This is a genomic window from Flavobacterium sp. 1 (genome assembly GCF_002797935.1).
Lineage (GTDB): Bacteria > Bacteroidota > Bacteroidia > Flavobacteriales > Flavobacteriaceae > Flavobacterium.
In genome coordinates this window covers 3344184-3362116 of sequence record NZ_PGER01000001.1, presented here as the reverse complement: position 1 = coordinate 3362116, position 17933 = coordinate 3344184, and the positions used below count along the sequence as shown (strand labels likewise).

16 protein-coding genes, 2 tRNA genes and 1 pseudogene are annotated in these 17933 nt (G+C 34.7%); 11 read left to right on the top strand and 8 right to left on the bottom strand.

Features of this window, described 5'->3' with window-relative positions; translation table 11 throughout:
- Window positions 1–25: 25 nt before the first annotated feature.
- Window positions 26–1783 carry a signal peptide peptidase SppA gene (sppA, locus tag CLU83_RS13490; protein WP_100432088.1) on the bottom strand — a complete coding sequence of 586 codons (1758 nt, stop codon included), beginning with the start codon at window positions 1781–1783 and terminating at the stop codon, window positions 26–28.
- 126 nt (window positions 1784–1909) lie between these two features.
- On the opposite strand from sppA, the gene folK reads away from it, so the two are divergent.
- The gene (gene folK / locus CLU83_RS13485; RefSeq protein WP_100432087.1) at window positions 1910–3046 is read left to right on the top strand and encodes a 2-amino-4-hydroxy-6-hydroxymethyldihydropteridine diphosphokinase; all 1137 of its coding nucleotides are present in this window, start codon (window positions 1910–1912) and stop codon (window positions 3044–3046) included.
- 2 nt (window positions 3047–3048) lie between these two features.
- Here folK and CLU83_RS13480 read toward each other — a convergent pair whose 3' ends face one another.
- From CLU83_RS13480 to CLU83_RS13470, 3 genes are all read right to left on the bottom strand, one after another.
- Window positions 3049–5181 (bottom strand): T9SS type B sorting domain-containing protein, encoded by a 2133-nt coding sequence (locus CLU83_RS13480; RefSeq protein ID WP_100432086.1) that lies wholly within the window; start codon window positions 5179–5181, stop codon window positions 3049–3051.
- Window positions 5182–5268: 87 nt separating this feature from the next.
- Window positions 5269–5799: an RNA methyltransferase gene (locus CLU83_RS13475; protein ID WP_100432085.1), complete on the bottom strand. Its 531-nt coding sequence runs from the start codon at window positions 5797–5799 to the stop codon at window positions 5269–5271.
- 69 nt (window positions 5800–5868) lie between these two features.
- Complete coding sequence (locus CLU83_RS13470; protein WP_100432084.1) at window positions 5869–6333, bottom strand: DUF1573 domain-containing protein; 465 nt, start codon at window positions 6331–6333, stop codon at window positions 5869–5871.
- Between the two features lie 153 nt (window positions 6334–6486).
- Between CLU83_RS13470 and mutS the strand changes: the two genes are divergently transcribed.
- The 4 genes from mutS (at window position 6487) to CLU83_RS13450 (ending at window position 9877) form a co-directional block, all read left to right on the top strand.
- Window positions 6487–9093 carry a DNA mismatch repair protein MutS gene (gene mutS, locus CLU83_RS13465; RefSeq protein ID WP_198512292.1) on the top strand — a complete coding sequence of 869 codons (2607 nt, stop codon included), beginning with the start codon at window positions 6487–6489 and terminating at the stop codon, window positions 9091–9093.
- 148 nt (window positions 9094–9241) lie between these two features.
- Window positions 9242–9314, top strand: a tRNA-Gly gene (locus CLU83_RS13460).
- A gap of 11 nt (window positions 9315–9325) precedes the next feature.
- Window positions 9326–9411: transfer RNA gene (locus CLU83_RS13455), tRNA-Leu, on the top strand.
- Window positions 9412–9529: 118 nt separating this feature from the next.
- Window positions 9530–9877 carry a DUF1508 domain-containing protein gene (locus CLU83_RS13450; protein WP_100432083.1) on the top strand — a complete coding sequence of 116 codons (348 nt, stop codon included), beginning with the start codon at window positions 9530–9532 and terminating at the stop codon, window positions 9875–9877.
- 90 nt (window positions 9878–9967) lie between these two features.
- Here the strand turns inward: CLU83_RS13450 and CLU83_RS13445 are convergent, their stop codons facing one another.
- Both CLU83_RS13445 and CLU83_RS13440 read right to left on the bottom strand, forming a co-directional pair.
- Window positions 9968–10324: an RNA-binding protein gene (locus CLU83_RS13445; protein ID WP_100432082.1), complete on the bottom strand. Its 357-nt coding sequence runs from the start codon at window positions 10322–10324 to the stop codon at window positions 9968–9970.
- Window positions 10325–10601: 277 nt separating this feature from the next.
- Window positions 10602–11096, bottom strand: a complete 495-nt coding sequence (locus CLU83_RS13440) for a DUF6252 family protein (RefSeq protein WP_157802097.1) — start codon at window positions 11094–11096, stop codon at window positions 10602–10604.
- A gap of 198 nt (window positions 11097–11294) precedes the next feature.
- Between CLU83_RS13440 and CLU83_RS13435 the strand changes: the two genes are divergently transcribed.
- The 4 genes and pseudogenes from CLU83_RS13435 to CLU83_RS13420 form a co-directional block, all read left to right on the top strand.
- Window positions 11295–11855 (top strand): 30S ribosomal protein S16, encoded by a 561-nt coding sequence (locus tag CLU83_RS13435; protein WP_100432080.1) that lies wholly within the window; start codon window positions 11295–11297, stop codon window positions 11853–11855.
- 14 nt (window positions 11856–11869) lie between these two features.
- The gene (rimM, locus tag CLU83_RS13430; RefSeq protein ID WP_100432079.1) at window positions 11870–12394 is read left to right on the top strand and encodes a ribosome maturation factor RimM; all 525 of its coding nucleotides are present in this window, start codon (window positions 11870–11872) and stop codon (window positions 12392–12394) included.
- 48 nt (window positions 12395–12442) lie between these two features.
- Window positions 12443–13150: a tRNA1(Val) (adenine(37)-N6)-methyltransferase gene (locus CLU83_RS13425; protein ID WP_100432078.1), complete on the top strand. Its 708-nt coding sequence runs from the start codon at window positions 12443–12445 to the stop codon at window positions 13148–13150.
- Window positions 13151–13594: 444 nt separating this feature from the next.
- Window positions 13595–13858: pseudogene (locus tag CLU83_RS13420) on the top strand (carbohydrate porin); the annotation flags it as partial.
- Window positions 13859–13959: 101 nt separating this feature from the next.
- Here the strand turns inward: CLU83_RS13420 and CLU83_RS13415 are convergent.
- Window positions 13960–14343 (bottom strand): hypothetical protein, encoded by a 384-nt coding sequence (locus CLU83_RS13415; RefSeq protein WP_100432076.1) that lies wholly within the window; start codon window positions 14341–14343, stop codon window positions 13960–13962.
- 569 nt (window positions 14344–14912) lie between these two features.
- Here CLU83_RS13415 and CLU83_RS13410 point away from each other — a divergent pair.
- Window positions 14913–16091: an acyl-CoA dehydrogenase family protein gene (locus tag CLU83_RS13410; protein ID WP_100432075.1), complete on the top strand. Its 1179-nt coding sequence runs from the start codon at window positions 14913–14915 to the stop codon at window positions 16089–16091.
- Window positions 16092–16186: 95 nt separating this feature from the next.
- Complete coding sequence (locus CLU83_RS13405; protein WP_100432074.1) at window positions 16187–16969, top strand: DUF3050 domain-containing protein; 783 nt, start codon at window positions 16187–16189, stop codon at window positions 16967–16969.
- Between the two features lie 129 nt (window positions 16970–17098).
- On the opposite strand, the gene pth is transcribed toward CLU83_RS13405, so the two are convergent.
- On the bottom strand, window positions 17099–17725 hold the full coding sequence (gene pth, locus CLU83_RS13400) for an aminoacyl-tRNA hydrolase (protein WP_100432073.1): 627 nt from the start codon (window positions 17723–17725) through the stop codon (window positions 17099–17101).
- Window positions 17726–17933: the final 208 nt, after the last annotated feature.

Below are 17933 nucleotides of genomic sequence, written 5' to 3'. Positions count from 1 at the left end.
GTATGGGTTTTATTATTTAAAAAAATTACTGTATCGAAATTTCAAAAGGCATTCTGGCTTGGATTCCTTTTTGAAGCTGTACTTTTTTAACTTGCTGTAAAAGGAAATAATTTTCTTCACCTATTTCTTCTTTGATTAAAGCTTCTTTTGATTTGGCAAAAGGAAGTTTGGCAAATATATCTGCGAAATCTTTTTCATATTCTGGGAAGTTTTGAGTAGAGTAGTCTTTTATTTTGGACAATGAAGCAGCTTCTTTTATAGCGTCATTTAAATTTCCAATTTTATCTACTAAACCAATTTTTTTAGCCTCTGTACCTGTCCAAACACGGCCTTGCGCAATCGAATCCACTTGAGCAAAAGTCATTTTTCTGCCTTCAGCAACATGTGTTACAAAAGTTTTATATACGCGTTCGATTCCTTCCAGAGTTACTTTTTTATATTTTTCTTTCAAAGGGACAAATGGGCTGTAATTTGCATTTTCATTTGTTGTTATTTGTTCGGTGTTAATTCCAATTTTGGTAGACAATTGGCTGAAGTTCGGTAAAACTCCAAATACTCCAATTGAACCAGTAATAGTGTTTTTTTCGGCAAAAATGGTGTTGGCATTACAGGCAATATAATAGCCGCCAGATGCTGCATAGTTCCCCATGGAAACCACAACTGGTTTTACTTTTTTGGTCAATTCAATTTCTCTCCAAATTAAATCAGATGTCAGGGCACTTCCTCCAGGGCTGTCTACACGAAGCACGATGGCTTTAATGTCTTTGTTTTTTCTCGCTTCTTGAAATGAACGGCGCATTGAACCTTCACCAATTACATCAACATCACCTTCACCGCTTTGAATTTCGCCTTGCGCATAGATTACTGCAATCTGATTGTCTGTTTCTGAAAGTATTGAAGTTGTTGCTATTTTCTGAGCATAATCAGTAACGTATACTTTATTATAATCTTCATCAGTGGCTACATTCAACGCTTTTTTGATAGCCTGATGATATACATCTTCATAAGCGACAATGTCGATAAGTTTATTGGTTTTGGCCATTTCTGGAGTACGGGCTAATAAGCCGGTAGCAATTTCATTTAATCGTGCGATGGATATATTACGGCTTGCTGAGATGTCTGCTAGGACTGAACTCCAAACAGAATTTAACAAAGCGGTGGTCTGTTCTCTATTGGCATCACTCATTTTGTTTTCAAGGAAAGGTTCAACGGCACTTTTGTATTTTCCGTGACGAATAACTTCCATTTTTACTCCTGATTTTTCCTGCAGGTCTTTAAAGAACATTATCTCAGTCGATAATCCTTTAAAGTCAAGATCTCCAGCCGGATTTAAATAAATGGTATTGGCTACAGAGTTCAAATAATAATCTCTCTGGGAATAATCATTGGCGTAGGCCATAACAAACTTTCCAGATTTTTTAAAGTCATTCAAGGCTTCTCTAAGTTCTTTGCTTTGGGCTAAACCTAAAGAAGAATTTTGATTTAAAATAGATATTCCTTTGACGTCACTGTCTGTTTTTGCTGCTCCAATAGCATTGATGATATCGGTAAGGCCGACATTTTTTTTCTCTGAAAATACATCCATCCAAGGGTCTTTGTATTTTCCGGCATAGTCATTTGATATATCTTCCAAGTTCAATTCGATAACCGAATTGCTTTTGACTTCAATTCCTTCAGATTCACCTCCAAAAAATGCTCCGATGAGCACTATGCCAAAGAAAAACAACATGAAAAAAACAAAAATACCAATGATGGTAGCCATTACATTTCCTAAAAATCTCATAAATTCTATTTTATTGATAAGTATTTAAAAGTGTTGATTTGTTACAGTGATGAATGAAAATAAAATGCAACACAGTGGGCAAATATACTGTTATTCTAAAATTCTTTTAGTTAATTTGTGCTTAATATGGAACTACAGCATCAAGTCATTTTATCTCTAGGAAGTAATCAGGGCAACCGATTGAAAAACATCGAATTGTGTTTGGAGTTAATTCATCAGGAAGTTGGGACTATTATAAAAGTTTCTAACTTATATGAAACGCCTTCCTGGGGATTTGAAAGTGAGGCGTTCTATAATTGCGCTTTGGTTTTGCATACTTCTAAAACACCCGAGAAGATTTTAGAGAAATGTTTGATAGTTGAAAAAAAATTAGGCCGTATCCGCAATGAAAATGCGGGATATCAATCCAGAATTATTGATATTGATTTGATTGCTTTTGACTTTGAAATCATTAATGTTGATCATCTTCAAATTCCACATCCCTTGATGCAAAACCGAAAATTTGTTTTGCTGCCTTTTCAGGATTTAAATTTAGATTGGGTTCATCCTGTTTTGAGAAAAACAATTCCCGAGTTAATTCAGATAACGCCTGATGATAGTATTTGTGAAGTAGTTCAGGAATTAGCAAGCCCATTGAATGCTATTCGTTTAAATCAGTATAATTATATTGCTATTGAAGGGAATATTGGTGCTGGGAAATCTACTTTGGCGCTAAAAATGGCTCAGGATTTTAATGCTAAAACCGTTTTGGAACGTTTTGCAGATAATCCTTTTTTGCCTAAATTTTATGAAGATCAAAGCCGGTATGCTTTTTCACTTGAGATGTCATTTTTGGCAGACAGATACCAGCAATTATCAGATGATTTGTCACAGTTTGATTTGTTTAAAGACTTTATTATTGCCGATTATCATATTTTTAAATCGCTGTTGTTTTCTAAAATTACTTTAGAAGTTGATGAGTTTAGATTGTATCGAACACTTTTTGATATCATTTATAAAGAAATGCCAAAACCTGATTTGTATATTTATCTGTACCAAAATACAGACCGTTTACTGCAGAATATAAAAAGCCGCGGCAGAAGCTATGAACAGGATATTACGGCTGAATATCTGGAAAAAATAAACAGAGGTTACTTGGAATACATCAAGACTCAAACTGATTTGAATGTCTTGGTTATTGATGTTTCCGATCGTGATTTTGTAAGCAATCAAGAAGATTATCTTTTTGTTTTAAATAAAATTCAGGAGAAAAACAATCTGTAATATTATCTCTTTAACGAAAAATGACCTTTTAACTCTGGACTGTTTTTGTCTAATTTTAGTACATACCAATAATCGGAAGCGGGTAATGGATTTTTGTTAAAAGTACCGTCCCAAGTATGGTTATAACTATTAAGCAGAGTGATTAATTTTCCATAACGGTCAAAAACAGTTACTTCGCCTGATGGATAATTTATCAAACCTTTTACTTCCCATATATCATTATAGCCATCATTGTTTGGGGTGAAAAATTTAGGAACAATAATAACAATAAATGGTTTTTGGTCAATACTGCATAAATTAACTTCTCGAACATACGCAGTTTGCAGTCCGCTTGGCGCATTCGTGAAAACATTAGAACTTTGATAATTAACTCCATCTATAGAAAATTCAAAATAATTTTCGTTTTGAACTAGTTCTATAGTAACTGTTGTTTCATCAACTGTTACATTTTTTATTTCGGGTTTATTGTTTTCTACAACATCGATTGTTTTTTTGCTAGTACAGCTTTCAGGGGCAGGACTGGTTACATCTACTGTAAAATTCCCTTTGTCTATAACATCTATGGTTTGTGTTACAGCGCCAGTTGACCACAAGTAAGTCATATTTTGTATACCTGCGTCTAAAGTAATAGTTTGAGAAACACACTTTGTGCGAGTTTGATCACTCACAGGGGGAAGCGGATAAATAGTTATGTTAACTTCAGTTTTTTGGGTGTTGACACAACCGTTATTAACAGTCTCGGCATAATAAATAGTGTTGGCGGTAATAATTGGAGTTGTAAAAGATGAGCCAGATCCTACAATGGAGCCGTTATTTTGTGAATACCAGTTTACTGTTCCAGCCGAAGTTGTAGCTGATAAAGTAAGTGTTCCTTGTCCGCATCTTGTGACAGGTGAGTTGGTTTGTGTTATAGATGGTGTTGTTTTTACAGTTGCAATTACTTCTTTTCTTGAGTTAGGACAACCTGCATCTACATAATAGGATGTAGTTGCTGTCAATATTGGGGTTGTAAAACTTGTTCCGCTTCCTTGTAAATTTCCAGCTGTTGCCGCATCATACCAATTAATTGTTCCAGTTGAAGTAGTTGCTTGAAGTGTTACGGTTCCAGCATCACATCTTGATGCAGGTGTTGTGCTAGATATGGCGACGATTGTCAAAGTAGTACTTGCTGAAAGCTGTAAAACAGGATCTCCAGCTGTTCCGCCATATTCAACAATATAGCCTTTAGGCTGGTAATTGCCACTGGGATCACCTGCATTTTTCAAATCGTTCCAAGAACCTGCTATTCCAACTCCTGGAGCGGTAATATGGGCATAATCTTCATCGCCCAATTGATTGGGTTCATTTGAGTTCCAAAAGGCAAAATTAGGGGTTGATCCATTGGAAGTGCCATTCCAAAAAATGGTTCCTGCTTCTGGACCTGTCATCCATTTCCAAGTTCCTTCTGTTTCTTGGTCAGATCCTCCAATCCAGCCTGCGCCTGGAGCTTGTTTTCCTGCTAGCTGAGCTTCATCAGCAGCTGTAATGGTGGCCAAGTAGCCTTTCAATCCATAATAAGTCTTTAAATCTGCAGCTACTCTTGCGTCAGTCCAGCTAATTCCTATGTTAGGTACATATTCATAATAATGACCATTGCGTGGTAAATAATTAGCTTGCCCTATGCTGATTGAAAAGTTACGAACTCCACTAGGGGTAGCTGATGAACTGCTAAATTGAACTTCTTTTATAGCATTCTCAAAATCGGTATAGGATACAGGTATTCCAGTTGGACTTTTTAGCGTTAACTTACCTTCGTTTGCATTCCAGTTACTTTGAATTGTGGAATGTGCAAAAGGATTATTTAAGGTTAATTGATCCTCCCCATTTATGTAACCAGATGAAATTTGAATATAAATTGCATCTGTACTTGTGTCGTCAGGATCGGTTATAGAAATAGTGGTAACAATATTGACACTTGTTAAAGGACAATAGGTTTGATTGCCAGTTGCAGTTAGTACAGGAGCTGCATTGGCTAAAGAATGTTTAGAATTATTGAATGCTTTAAATGTTTTTTTAGGTGCAGGAACTGCATAGCTAAAAGTGTAAACAAAAAGCACAAAAAGTAGTGTTATAGTGAAGAGAGATCTAATTTTCATTTTATAAAAATAAGCTTTTATATCAAAACGCAAAACTTTGGTTAAAAGATTATTAGATAAAAATACTGCTTAAGCACAAATTAGCTTTTAGTTGTTAAATTGTTTAAATAAATCCCAAACGACAATCCCAGCGCTTACTGAAATATTCAACGAATGTTTTGTTCCCAGTTGCGGAATTTCAATACAGCCGTCGCATAAAGCTACAGCTTCCTGCGCCACGCCATAAACTTCGTTTCCGAATAATAAAGCATATTTCTGATTTTTATCGACTTTAAAATCTTGCAGGAAAATCGAACTTTCTACTTGTTCAATGGCAAGAGTAACAATTTTTTCTTTTTTTAAATTTGTAATAACTTCAAGTACATTTTCGTGATGTTCCCAAGTTACTGTTTCGGTAGCACCTAGAGCAGTTTTATGAATTTCTTTATTGGGTGGAGAAGCGGTAATACCGCACAAAATTATTTTTTCTATCAGGAAAGCATCGGCAGTTCTAAAAACAGATCCGATATTATGCAAACTGCGAATGTCATCCAAAACTAAAATTAAAGGGGTCTTTTTAGATTTCTTAAAATCATCTATTGATTTTCTCTCCAGTTCACTGTTTTCAAGTTTTCTCATGTAAATAGTGTTTATAAAAAAGGCTTCCTAAAAATCAGGAAGCCTTTCTTTTATTTTATAAAAAGAGTATTAGCTTTTTGTCGCAGCTGGTGCGGCATCTGGCAAAACAGTACCTTTAATCGTTAGTGTTTTAGTTGGCTGTCCTTCAGCATTTGAAGTTACAGTTACTGTTTTTGTAAAGGGACCAACTCTGTCTGTAGCATATCTTACTCCAATAACTCCTTTTGCTCCTGGAGCAATTGGCTCTTTTGGCGTAGTAGGGACAGTACATCCGCAAGATCCTTGTGTATTTGTAATAATTAATGGTTTGTTACCATTATTAGTGAATACAAACTGACGGTTAGGCTCTGCATTGTGAGCGATAGTTCCATAATCAATAGTTTCATTTTCAAAAACCATTCCTGCACCATCTACTTTTGGTAATGCAGCAACTGCAGTTGTTTTTGCTTTTTTTGCTTTTTTAGAAGTCTCTTGGGCGTTAGAAATTGTTGTTCCTAAAACAGTTAGCATCGCTAATAGAAGTATTTTTTTCATAGTCTTTTTAGATTTGATTGACAAATTTATACAAATTAACAAAATTGTATCGTAAATTTTTCTTAAAACTAATTTAATTTTTTTTCACCTTAGTTTTTTGCTGTATAAAATTATAAATTCGCTGAGTTTTTTATTCACTCAAATACAACAATTTTGGCAGCAAAAGATAAGATAGTTAAAGAGACTCCATTAATGAGACAGTACAACGAAATCAAGAGGAAATATCCTGATGCTTGCCTGTTGTTTCGTGTTGGGGATTTTTATGAAACTTTTGGAGAAGATGCAATTCGGGCTTCAAAGATTTTGGGTATTACGTTAACTAAAAGAGGGGCAGGTTCCGAAACTGAGACTGCACTTGCCGGTTTTCCGCATCATTCTATAAATACCTATTTGCCTAAATTAGTCAAAGCGGGACTTCGAGTAGCTATTTGTGATCAATTGGAAGATCCAAAAATGACCAAAACGATTGTTAAACGCGGAGTAACCGAATTGGTTACGCCTGGTGTTTCTATGAATGACGAGGTTTTGCATTCTAAAACCAATAATTTTTTGGCCGCGGTTTATTTTGCCAATAAGATGATTGGCGTTTCATTTTTGGATGTTTCTACGGGTGAGTTTCTTACTGCTCAAGGAAATGCCGAATATATAGATAAACTGCTTCAGAATTTCAATCCAAGTGAAATTTTGGTTCCAAAAAACAATAAGAATGAATTCCGTGAAACTTTCGGAGAGGATTTTCATAATTTTTACTTGGAAGACTGGATTTTCAAAGAAGATTATGCTCTGGAAACGTTGACGAAACATTTTCAGACTGTATCTTTAAAAGGTTTTGGTATCGAAGAATTAAGGGAGGGAATCATTGCATCGGGTGCCATCCTTTATTATTTATCCGAAACACAGCATAATAGAGTGCAGCATATTACGGCAATTCATCGAATTGCTGAGGATGCTTATGTTTGGATGGACCGATTTACGATTCGGAACTTAGAGTTGTACCATAGTTACAATCCTAATGCCGTTACGCTATTGGATGTAATTGATAAAACGCTTTCGCCAATGGGTGGACGTTTGTTAAAACGCTGGCTGGCTTTGCCATTAAAAGACAGTAATAAGATAAAAAGCCGTCATCAAGTGGTTTCTTATTTAAAAGAGAATCAAGATGTTTTAAAAAACATTCAGAATCAAATCAAACAGATTTCAGATTTGGAGCGTTTGATTTCCAAAATTGCTACGGGGAAAGTTTCTCCTCGCGAAGTGGTTTATTTGAAAGAATCACTGGACGCTATTATTCCGATAAAAACTTTGGCTTTGTCAAGTCCGCAGGAAGCTGTAAAAGTAATTGGAGACAGCTTGCACAGTTGTGATCTGCTTCGCGAAAAAATACAAATAACCTTAAATCAGGATGCGCCAGTGGCAATTGCCAAAGGAAATGCTATTGCTAAAGGTATTAATGCTGAGTTGGATGATTTACGTGCAATATCCACTTCTGGGAAGCAGTTTTTGGAAGGAATCGAAAAAAGAGAATCGGAACGCACAGGGATTTCTTCATTAAAAATATCATTCAATAATGTTTTCGGATATTATATTGAAGTACGGAATACGCATAAAGATAAAGTTCCTGGAGAGTGGATCAGAAAGCAGACACTTGTTAGTGCAGAGCGTTATATCACGGAAGAACTTAAGGAATATGAAACTAAAATTCTGGGAGCTGAAGAGAAAATTCAGAAAATTGAAAGCGATTTATTCGAGCAGTTAGTAAGTTGGGTGGCTACGTACATAAAACCTGTTCAGATGAATGCTAATTTAGTAGCTCAACTGGATTGTTTGTGCTGTTTTACACAACTAGCAATTGAGAATAAATACGTTTGCCCAGAAATTGACGAAACATTCGAACTTGAAATAAAAGAGGGGAGGCATCCTGTGATTGAAAAGCAGTTGCCAGTTGGTGTCCCATATATTACCAATGATGTTTTCTTGGATAGAGAAACACAGCAGCTGATTATGATTACTGGACCCAATATGTCGGGTAAGTCGGCTATTTTACGTCAAACGGCTTTGATTGTATTGCTGGCTCAAATAGGAAGTTTTGTTCCTGCGGAAAGCGTTAGAATGGGTATTGTTGATAAAATATTCACCAGAGTAGGGGCTTCGGATAATATTTCGATGGGGGAGTCTACTTTTATGGTTGAAATGAATGAAACGGCTTCGATTTTGAATAATATTTCCGACCGGAGTTTAGTGCTGTTAGATGAGATTGGAAGGGGAACCAGTACTTATGACGGAATATCCATCGCTTGGGCAATAGCCGAATTTTTGCATGAGCATCCATCCAAAGCCAAAACATTATTTGCGACGCATTATCACGAATTGAATGAAATGAGCGAGACGATGCCTCGAATCCAGAATTACAATGTATCGGTAAAAGAGCTGAAAGATACGGTGCTTTTTATTCGAAAATTGGTAAAAGGAGGAAGTGCTCACAGTTTTGGTATTCATGTGGCCAAGATGGCCGGAATGCCTCAATTGGTTATTTCAAGAGCGCAAAAAATGCTGAAAAAGCTAGAAAAAAACCATTCGAGCGAAGTGCTGAACGGTGTAAAATCGACCAATGAAGAGATGCAGATGAGTTTCTTTAATCTTGACGATCCTTTGTTGGAAGAAATCAAAGAAGAGATTGTAAATTTGGATATAAATGCTATTACTCCGGTTGAGGCATTGATGAAGCTTAATGAGATTAAAAGAATGCTGACTAGAAAATAAATTTTTTACGGGTTTAAAGTTATCGTTGTCAGAACATTAATTTTTATCTTTAATTTTTTTAAAAAAAAGGTTTGTGTAATTGAATAAAAGTTCTAAATTTGCAACCGCAATACTAATCAAGTGTTGTGGTTCTTTTTAAGAATGAAATGCGAAAATAGCTCAGTTGGTAGAGCGCGACCTTGCCAAGGTCGAGGTCGCGGGTTCGAGCCCCGTTTTTCGCTCATCGTGTTATGCTCGGATGGTGAAATTGGTAGACACGCTGGACTTAAAATCCAGTGAACAGCAATGTTCGTGCGGGTTCAAGTCCCGCTCTGAGTACAAGAAGGCTTCAAACTATGTTTGGAGCTTTTTTTATTTAAAAATATGATGATAAATCAGTTTGGTGTCAAATGATTTAATCCTGGAATCTGCAATCTAATTCTTAATCTAAAATCAAATGGGGGCCTTTGTAGTTAGTAAAAGATTTGATGATCAGTATAAATTTGTGTTTACTTCAAGAAAAGGAAAAGTGATTTTTACGAGCATGAAGTATGAGCTTAAATTTGAATGCGAAGAAGCGATTGAATATTTTAAAAGGAATATTGGCTTGGCGACTTTTGAAAAGCATAAATCAGCAGGAGGAAAATATTTTTTCAGACTGTTTTTAGATGAAGCGCCTTTTGCTTTAAGTAGAAAATATACTACTGAATTAAGAGTTCAGAAAGGAATTGACGAAATCGTTAAGTTTGCCTCGGTTTCTGAAATTTTGGATTTCTCAGATAATGATTTGATTTTTTTGGATTGATATTTTGTAAATAATCTAATCAAAATCATATATAAAAAAGCCGTTTCAAAATTATTGAAACGGCTTTTTTATATATGATTGAAAAAAATATTAATATCTTCCTCTGTCTCCACCACCACGGTTATCTCCACCACGGCTGTTTCCACCATAACCTCCGCGAGAATCACCTCCACGGTTGTTGTTAAAACTTCTTCTTTCGCCTTCTGGTTTTGGTTCAGATTTGTTAACAACGATTGCACGTCCTTGAACTGTAGCTCCGTTCAATTCGTCAATTGCTTTTTGAGCTTCATCATCATTTGTCATTTCAACAAAACCGAATCCTTTACTTCTTCCTGTAAATTTATCTGTGATAATTTTAACTGAATCAACTGCTCCGTATGCCTCGAAAGACTCTCTTAAATCTGCTTCCTCAATACTGAATGGAAGGCTTCCAACAAAAATATTCATAAGTACTTATTTATAATAATTAGAACAAATGTACTCTATTTTTTTTCTAATCAACTATGAATTAGCTTATTTATCAGATATTTTATGAAAAAGCTCTGTTTCGTTGTGTTGTTCTTCTTCTAGTTTAACATTTAAAAACCGTCTTCTGTGCTATTATTAATTTAAGAATCAACGCAAATAGAATCTGCCAGATAAAATAAGGAGCTTTATGAACTTTGCTTTTGGAGTTTAGCTATGTCTTAATTTCCTAAACAATACAATTCAAAAAAAACAATAGCTAAAGTTGTTTTGGTGAATTAGTTTCAATGGTAACTGGAACTTTGTAAAAAATCCCTTTTTGGAAATTCACATTAGTTCCGGTCAAAGGATCAACGGATTCATTTTTTGCATTAAATTTAAACTCTCCAGTAACTGTGTGGTTTATGGCATCAAATTCTGTAATTACAATTTGGCCATCGCCCCAGTTTTTGCCCGTTGAAAAAACAGTAATAATTTCATTAGTCTTTTCTTTTACTATTACTTTATTAGTAATATCCATTCCAAGCAGATAGGTTTTAACTGTAGTACTTGCAGTTTTTAATATTAAAGCATCATTTTTTTGATAAGCAGTTATTGTTAGTGAACCATCAGTAGACTGAAGAGCATTCATTAAAGTGGCTCTCCAAAGGACGTTGTCTTTTAATCCTTGTACAGCGGGATTGTTGAATTTAACTTGATCTTCACAAGACACTAAACTAAATAAAAGTATTATAACTGAAATAAATCTGCGCATATATTTTAATTTTGAATCACAAAAATAGAGGATTTTTAATTTCATTAGGGCTTTTTCTCATGTCAAATAAAATAAAAATACAGCTAATGAACTATTAATCATTAAAATAATAAACTTTTTAGATTGTTTCGATAAAAGATGTATCTTTGCACCCTTAATTAATAGAGGTCGAGTACCTCAAAATTTAATCATACGATTATGTCAGTAAAAATTAGATTACAAAGACACGGTAAAAAACAAAAACCGTTTTACTGGGTTGTAGCAGCAGATGCTCGCTCAAAAAGAGATGGTAAATACCTTGAAAAAATTGGTACTTACAATCCTAACACAAATCCTGCAACTATCGAATTAAATCTTGATAGTGCTGTAAAATGGTTGCACAATGGTGCTCAGCCTACTGATACAGCAAAAGCTATTCTTTCTTATAAAGGAGCTTTATTGAAACACCACCTTGATGGAGGTATTCGTAAAGGTGCTTTGACTCAAGAACAAGCTGATGCAAAATTAGCAGCTTGGTTAGAAGCTAAAGCTGGAAAAGTTGATGCTAAAAAAGACGGTTTATCTAAAGCGCAAGCTGATGCTAAAGCTAAAGCTTTGAAAGCAGAACAAGCTGTAAACGCAAAACGTTTGGCTGATGCTGCTCAAGCAGAAGCTGATGCTATTGCTGCTGCAACTCCTGCTGTTGAAGAAGAAGAAGTTGTTGCTGAAGCAGAAGAAACTCCTGCTGCAGAAGAAAATAACGAAACAACTGAAGCATAATTTAGTAGGCGAAAATGCGTAAAGAAGATTGTTTCTATTTGGGTAAAATCGCCAAAAAATTTAGTTTCAAAGGGGAAGTCTTAGCTTATTTAGACACAGACGAACCTGAGTTATACGAAAACTTGGAATCAGTGTTTGTTGAATGCAACAAACACCTGGTTCCTTTTTTTATTGAAAACAGCTCACTTCACAAAAACGATTTCCTCCGTATTCGTTTTGAAGATATAAATACTGAAGAAGGAGCGGATGCACTTTTAGGAAGCGATCTTTATCTTCCTCTAAAAATGCTGCCCAAACTTACGGGCAATAAATTCTACTTTCATGAAGTAATTGGTTTTGAAGTAGAGGACAAACGCTTGGGTTATGTTGGAGAAATTCAGTCTATCAATGATACCACTGCTCAGCCTCTTTTTGAAGTTCTTAAAGGAGATGCTGAAATCTTGATTCCGATGATTGATCATTTCTTGGTGAAAATTGATAGAGAAAACAAAAAAATCATTATGGATTTGCCAGAGGGTCTTATAGAAATGTATTTGTAGAAAACGTTTAGTATTTAGTTTAAAAAAAATCTGAAATCAAAATTCTATATGTTTCAATTTAAACAATTTTCCATTGAACAAGACCGTTGCGCAATGAAAGTTGGTACTGATGGTGTTTTGCTAGGTGCTTGGACTCCGATAGAAAACAATCCTTTCAGTATTCTGGACATTGGAACAGGAACGGGAATAATTGCTTTAATGCTGGCACAAAGAAGTGCCTCGCAACAAATTGATGCTTTAGAAATTGACGAAGAGGCTTACGAACAAGCTACAGATAATTTTGAAAATTCCCCTTGGAATGACCGTTTGTTTTGTTTTCATGCTGGTTTAGATGAATTTGTCGAAGAGCCAGAAGATGAGTATGATTTAATTGTTTCTAATCCTCCTTTTTATGGCGAAGATTATAAATCTGAAAACGGACAACGAGATCTGGCACGTTTTCAAGAGGCGATGCCTTTTGAAGATTTGATTGAGGCAGTTGCTTTGTTGCTTTCTGAGAGTGGAATTTTTTCTGTTATAATTCCTTTTAAAGAAGAAGAAAAATTTAGGGCTATTGCAAAAGAATACGAATTATATCCCCTAAAAATTACACGTGTAAAAGGAACTCCTATCACGGAAACTAAACGCAGTTTATTGGCTTTTAGCCGAAATGAAATTACTTCTTTTCTTATTGATGAATTAATTATCGAAACCGCCCGACATATTTATACTCCCCAATATGTTGAACTTACAAAGGATTTTTATTTAAAAATGTAAGACTTGTTTTTTTTCTATGGCAAAAGTAGATTTTTCAATTTTATTGAGTGAAAATCTTGTTGGCTGACTTTTTTTGTTCGAACATAGTCCGTTCTCCCTCCAAAAAAATTCTTTCTTCTTAATCCTTATGTTTATTTTTATTGCATTTATTAGCTCAGGCTCCGAGTATTTTTAACAAAAATTTCTCTTTGGGAGTTATGGACGTGCGGGAATAGCTTACGACCAATGTTATTAAGTTAAGGGATTTTAGATTGAGGATTGCTTCGCCTGTTCGCCTTTCAGGCTCGGGTAACGATTTCAGATTTCAGATTTGGTGTGACTAAATATTAGATTGTCGATTTTGCAAGGCGTATTACATCTGAAATCAGAAATCGTTAATCAAAAATCAGCAATCATTTTATCATTTAATCCTTAACTTAATGACATTGAGCTAGAGGAACGTGGTACATAAAAGATTGGTTGTATTTACTCCATGAATTTGATTTGGTTTGGAAGAAAGATGGTACGCAAGACTTTGGTCAGATGACCAAATTTACAATTGCTCCAACATTTGTTCCAACTGCGGAAAGAGATGTTTGGGCGAGGCCTCATTTTAGATTGGTGTATAGTATAGCTCATTATAATAAATTTGCTGCAGACAATCTTTATTCCCCTTATCTCGTGCAAAGCGTACCAAGAGCTGGGGACAATATTCAAATACTAAAATAAAATAGTGGCTTTGGTAATAATAAAAAAGTTCCAGTAATTTGAGATTCAAAAATCACGCTATTACTGGAACTTTTATTTAAGTTAATTTGTGAAGCAGTCAGTTACTTTGCTATACAATAGGTGTTTTCTGGATCTACATCGCCATCTGGAAAGTTTTTGGCATGGAAAGTTCTTTTTATTGTAAAACAATCACCATCGATGCTAATAATGGTCATGACAATTTTGTCTCCGACCTCCATCTGCGACTCTACAAGCTTTTTAACACAAGTTACTTCATATTCACAGTCGCTCAGCCACTTTACGCTCCAAACTAGCTGAAGAACTCCATTGTCAAAACTTTCTTGAGTTGCGCCTTTTATCACAAAAGATTTTTTAGGATAATCAGGATTATACGCTTTGATGTTTTTAAGTTTACTGCAATCCAGTGTTTGTGAGTATCCTATTGACCCAGCTAATAATAATAAAATAAGTATTTGTTTTTTCATAATTTTAATTTAGACTGATTTGGGGTAAAACAGTTGATTAATATCTATTAATTTATTTACGCAATATTACAAAATTGTATTACTCTATCCAATATTTTACCCTTCCCTTTTTGATGTAGAATTGCAAAAAGTTGTTCGTTTCAATTATTATTTTATTGATTGCATTTGGATAATAGTCTTTAAAAAAATCAGACTTTTCATCTGCTGGCCAATTTTTGAGTTTCGAATAATTTTCCTTGCGGGGAAACAAATATTGAACTGAAATGAAATATGTAAAAGGATAATATTTTTTTTATTAAAAATGATTTTTTTGGTTAATAATCTTAGAGCTTAAATGATTTTTTTCTTAATTTTATGATAATTGGGATTTCTTTTAAACAATAAGCTTTTAGCGTAAACAATAATCAGCTAAATTATTTTAAAAAAAAGAATGATTAAAATAACTCACCCTTTGTGGATGTTGTGGTTTTATTGAAAATAAAAATTTAAGTAAAATTATTTTTTATAACATTATATATTGGTTTTGTTATATTTCTTTATGTAGATTTGTATTGACTAAAAAAAATATCATGAGACCCGATTTATTTCAAGCCCCAGATTATTACAATCTAGATGATTTATTAAGTGAAGAACACAAACTCGTTCGTGATTCTGCCCGTGCTTGGGTAAAACGTGAAGTTTCACCTATCATAGAAGAATACGCTCAAAAGGCTGAATTTCCAAAACAAATCATAAAAGGATTGGGAGAAATAGGGGGATTTGGCCCTTATATTCCTGTAGAATATGGCGGTGCTGGATTAGATCAAATCTCTTATGGTTTAATTATGCAGGAAATAGAGCGAGGTGACTCAGGAGTTCGCTCGACATCATCTGTACAGTCTTCATTAGTAATGTATCCAATTTGGAAATACGGAAACGAAGAACAAAGAGTAAAATATTTACCAAAACTAGCCACTGGGGAATTGATAGGATGCTTTGGATTAACAGAACCTAATCATGGTTCAGATCCTGGGAGTATGATTACTAATTTTAAAGATATGGGGAATCATTATCTTTTGAATGGTGCCAAGATGTGGATATCCAATGCTCCATTTGCAGATATTGCAGTCGTTTGGGCAAAAAATGAAGAAGGAAGAATACATGGTTTGATTGTAGAACGAGGGATGAAAGGTTTTACGACTCCAGAAACTCACAATAAATGGTCGCTTCGTGCATCATCGACAGGAGAATTGATTTTTGATAATGTAAAAGTTCCTAAAGAAAATCTGCTGCCTAACAAATCTGGATTAGGTGCACCGCTTGGATGTCTGGATTCGGCTCGTTACGGTATTGCTTGGGGAGCAATTGGTGCTGCAATGGATTGTTATGACACTGCTTTGCGTTATGCTAAAGAAAGAATACAGTTTGATAAACCTATCGCAGGAACACAATTGCAACAAAAGAAATTGGCTGAAATGATTACTGAAATCACCAAAGCGCAATTATTGACTTGGAGGCTTGGAGTTTTAAGAAATGAAGGCAGAGCTACTACGGCTCAAATATCTATGGCCAAAAGAAATAATGTTGATATGGCTATTCATATTGCACGTGAAGCCAGACAAATGCTAGGTGGAATGGGGATTACTGGAGAGTATTCCATCATGCGCCACATGATGAATTTAGAGTCTGTAATTACCTATGAAGGGACTCACGATATTCATTTATTGATTACTGGAATGGATGTTACTGGAATTTCAGCTTTTAAATAAAATCATACAAATACTAAAATAATTATAAAATTAACATCAAAGCTTCTTGTAAACAGGAAGCTTTTTTACTTTTACACAAAAATAACAACCCCCAAATGAATATTGCAACAATCAACAATAATATCCAAACTCAAAAAGAACAATTATTAAATCATTCATTATATAAAAAAATAAATACAATTGATGATTTGCATTCTTTTTTGGAGTGTCATGTGTATGCTGTTTGGGATTTTATGTCGCTATTAAAGGCATTACAAAGCAAATTAACCTGTACAACAACGCCTTGGTTTGCGACACCATATCCTGAGACCCGATATTTAATCAATGAAATTGTATTGGCAGAAGAAAGTGATTTAAGCATTGATGGCAGGCATTTAAGCCATTTTGAAATGTATATGGAGGCGATGGAAGAATGCGGGGCAAAAACAATTTATATAGAACAGTTTTTGTCAGAAGTTAATTCACTTCAGAATATATTTGTGGCTATTAAAAAAAGTGATTTACATCCAAACATAAAAGCGTTTCTAGATTTTACGTTTAAAGTTATTGAAGAGGGAAAACCCCATGAAATAGCTGCTGCATTTACTTTTGGACGAGAAGATTTGATTCCAACTATGTTCACGGAAATTTTGAAGCAATTTCAGTCTAAATTTCCAGATTATAAATTAGATAAACTTCTTTATTATTTTGAAAGACATATTGAATTAGATGCAGATGAACATGGTCCAATGGCTATGACAATGATAAAAGAACTTTGCGGTGAAGATTCAAAAAAGTGGTCGGATGTGCAAAATGTTTCAATTTTGGCTTTAGAAAAAAGAATAGCTCTCTGGGATGCAATCGAAGAGCAGATTGTTCTAAAACATGAAATGGCATAATGTTTAAAAAATGCGAGATGGCAACCTTATTTTTTATTTAGGCAGTTCATTACAATAAAAAAACTCAAAGACTTACTGATTGTAAGGTTTTGAGTTTTTTTTATTGTTTTTGCCTTTGTGAATAACTGTTTATTTCCCGTTAAAAGCAGTCATGGTGTGTTCTGCTCCGGCAGTTCCGAAAGATTTTATAATTTCGGAAGCGAGTTCCAGTCTTTCGGGAAGTTTTGCTTTCTCATTGTCATCCCAGTCTCCAAGTACATAATCTACTTGCTGCCCTTTTTTAAACTCATCACTGATGCCAAAACGGAAGCGGGTGTATTCTTGTGTGTTCAAGACAAGATTGATGTTCTTGAGTCCGTTATGGCCTCCGTCGCTGCCTTTTTTTCGGATACGGATAGTTCCGAATGAAAGGTTTAAATCATCGGTTATAATCAGTATGTTTTCGAGCGGAATGTTTTCTTTGTCCATCCAATATTTTACTGCCTTTCCACTTAAGTTCATGTAGGTATTTGGCTTAAGTAATAAAAAGGTTCTTCCTTTGAATTTATATTCGGCGAGTGCGCCCAGTTTTACGGTTTCGAAAGAGAGTCCTTCTTTTTTAGCTAAAAAATCAACCACTTTAAAACCAATGTTGTGTCGGGTATTTACGTATTCGGAGCCAATGTTGCCAAGGCCAACGATTAAAAATTTCTTCATGTTGTCTATGTTCTCTGCTGTTTTTGTTGATGAAAACAGGTTTTGTATCCATTTTATCATCGTGCAAAAATAGGGTAAAAAGAGTAAAGAGGAAAGAATCAAGAAAAAAGAACCAAGAGAATAGAATTATTATAAATTCTAAATTTTGTAATTGGTTTTTAAAGAATGTTTCCAAAAATGTACTATGTTTCTCTTCAGCCCCGATGGGAGGGAAAATCCTTTTATTTTTTCCTTTAAAAAATAAAAGATTGGAAAGACAGCGGGAATA

What these genes read in the sequence shown, in the direction of transcription:
- sppA (WP_100432088.1), bottom strand. Translation starts at nt 1,783, where the DNA reads ATGAGATTTTTAGGAAATGTAATGGCTACCATCATTGGTATTTTTGTT.
- folK (WP_100432087.1), top strand. Translation starts at nt 1,910, where the DNA reads ATGGAACTACAGCATCAAGTCATTTTATCTCTAGGAAGTAATCAGGGC.
- CLU83_RS13480 (WP_100432086.1), bottom strand. Translation starts at nt 5,181, where the DNA reads ATGAAAATTAGATCTCTCTTCACTATAACACTACTTTTTGTGCTTTTT.
- CLU83_RS13475 (WP_100432085.1), bottom strand. Translation starts at nt 5,799, where the DNA reads ATGAGAAAACTTGAAAACAGTGAACTGGAGAGAAAATCAATAGATGAT.
- CLU83_RS13470 (WP_100432084.1), bottom strand. Translation starts at nt 6,333, where the DNA reads ATGAAAAAAATACTTCTATTAGCGATGCTAACTGTTTTAGGAACAACA.
- CLU83_RS13450 (WP_100432083.1), top strand. Translation starts at nt 9,530, where the DNA reads ATGGGGGCCTTTGTAGTTAGTAAAAGATTTGATGATCAGTATAAATTT.
- CLU83_RS13445 (WP_100432082.1), bottom strand. Translation starts at nt 10,324, where the DNA reads ATGAATATTTTTGTTGGAAGCCTTCCATTCAGTATTGAGGAAGCAGAT.
- CLU83_RS13440 (WP_157802097.1), bottom strand. Translation starts at nt 11,096, where the DNA reads ATGCGCAGATTTATTTCAGTTATAATACTTTTATTTAGTTTAGTGTCT.
- CLU83_RS13435 (WP_100432080.1), top strand. Translation starts at nt 11,295, where the DNA reads ATGTCAGTAAAAATTAGATTACAAAGACACGGTAAAAAACAAAAACCG.
- rimM (WP_100432079.1), top strand. Translation starts at nt 11,870, where the DNA reads ATGCGTAAAGAAGATTGTTTCTATTTGGGTAAAATCGCCAAAAAATTT.
- CLU83_RS13425 (WP_100432078.1), top strand. Translation starts at nt 12,443, where the DNA reads ATGTTTCAATTTAAACAATTTTCCATTGAACAAGACCGTTGCGCAATG.
- CLU83_RS13415 (WP_100432076.1), bottom strand. Translation starts at nt 14,343, where the DNA reads ATGAAAAAACAAATACTTATTTTATTATTATTAGCTGGGTCAATAGGA.
- CLU83_RS13410 (WP_100432075.1), top strand. Translation starts at nt 14,913, where the DNA reads ATGAGACCCGATTTATTTCAAGCCCCAGATTATTACAATCTAGATGAT.
- CLU83_RS13405 (WP_100432074.1), top strand. Translation starts at nt 16,187, where the DNA reads ATGAATATTGCAACAATCAACAATAATATCCAAACTCAAAAAGAACAA.
- pth (WP_100432073.1), bottom strand. Translation starts at nt 17,725, where the DNA reads ATGATAAAATGGATACAAAACCTGTTTTCATCAACAAAAACAGCAGAG.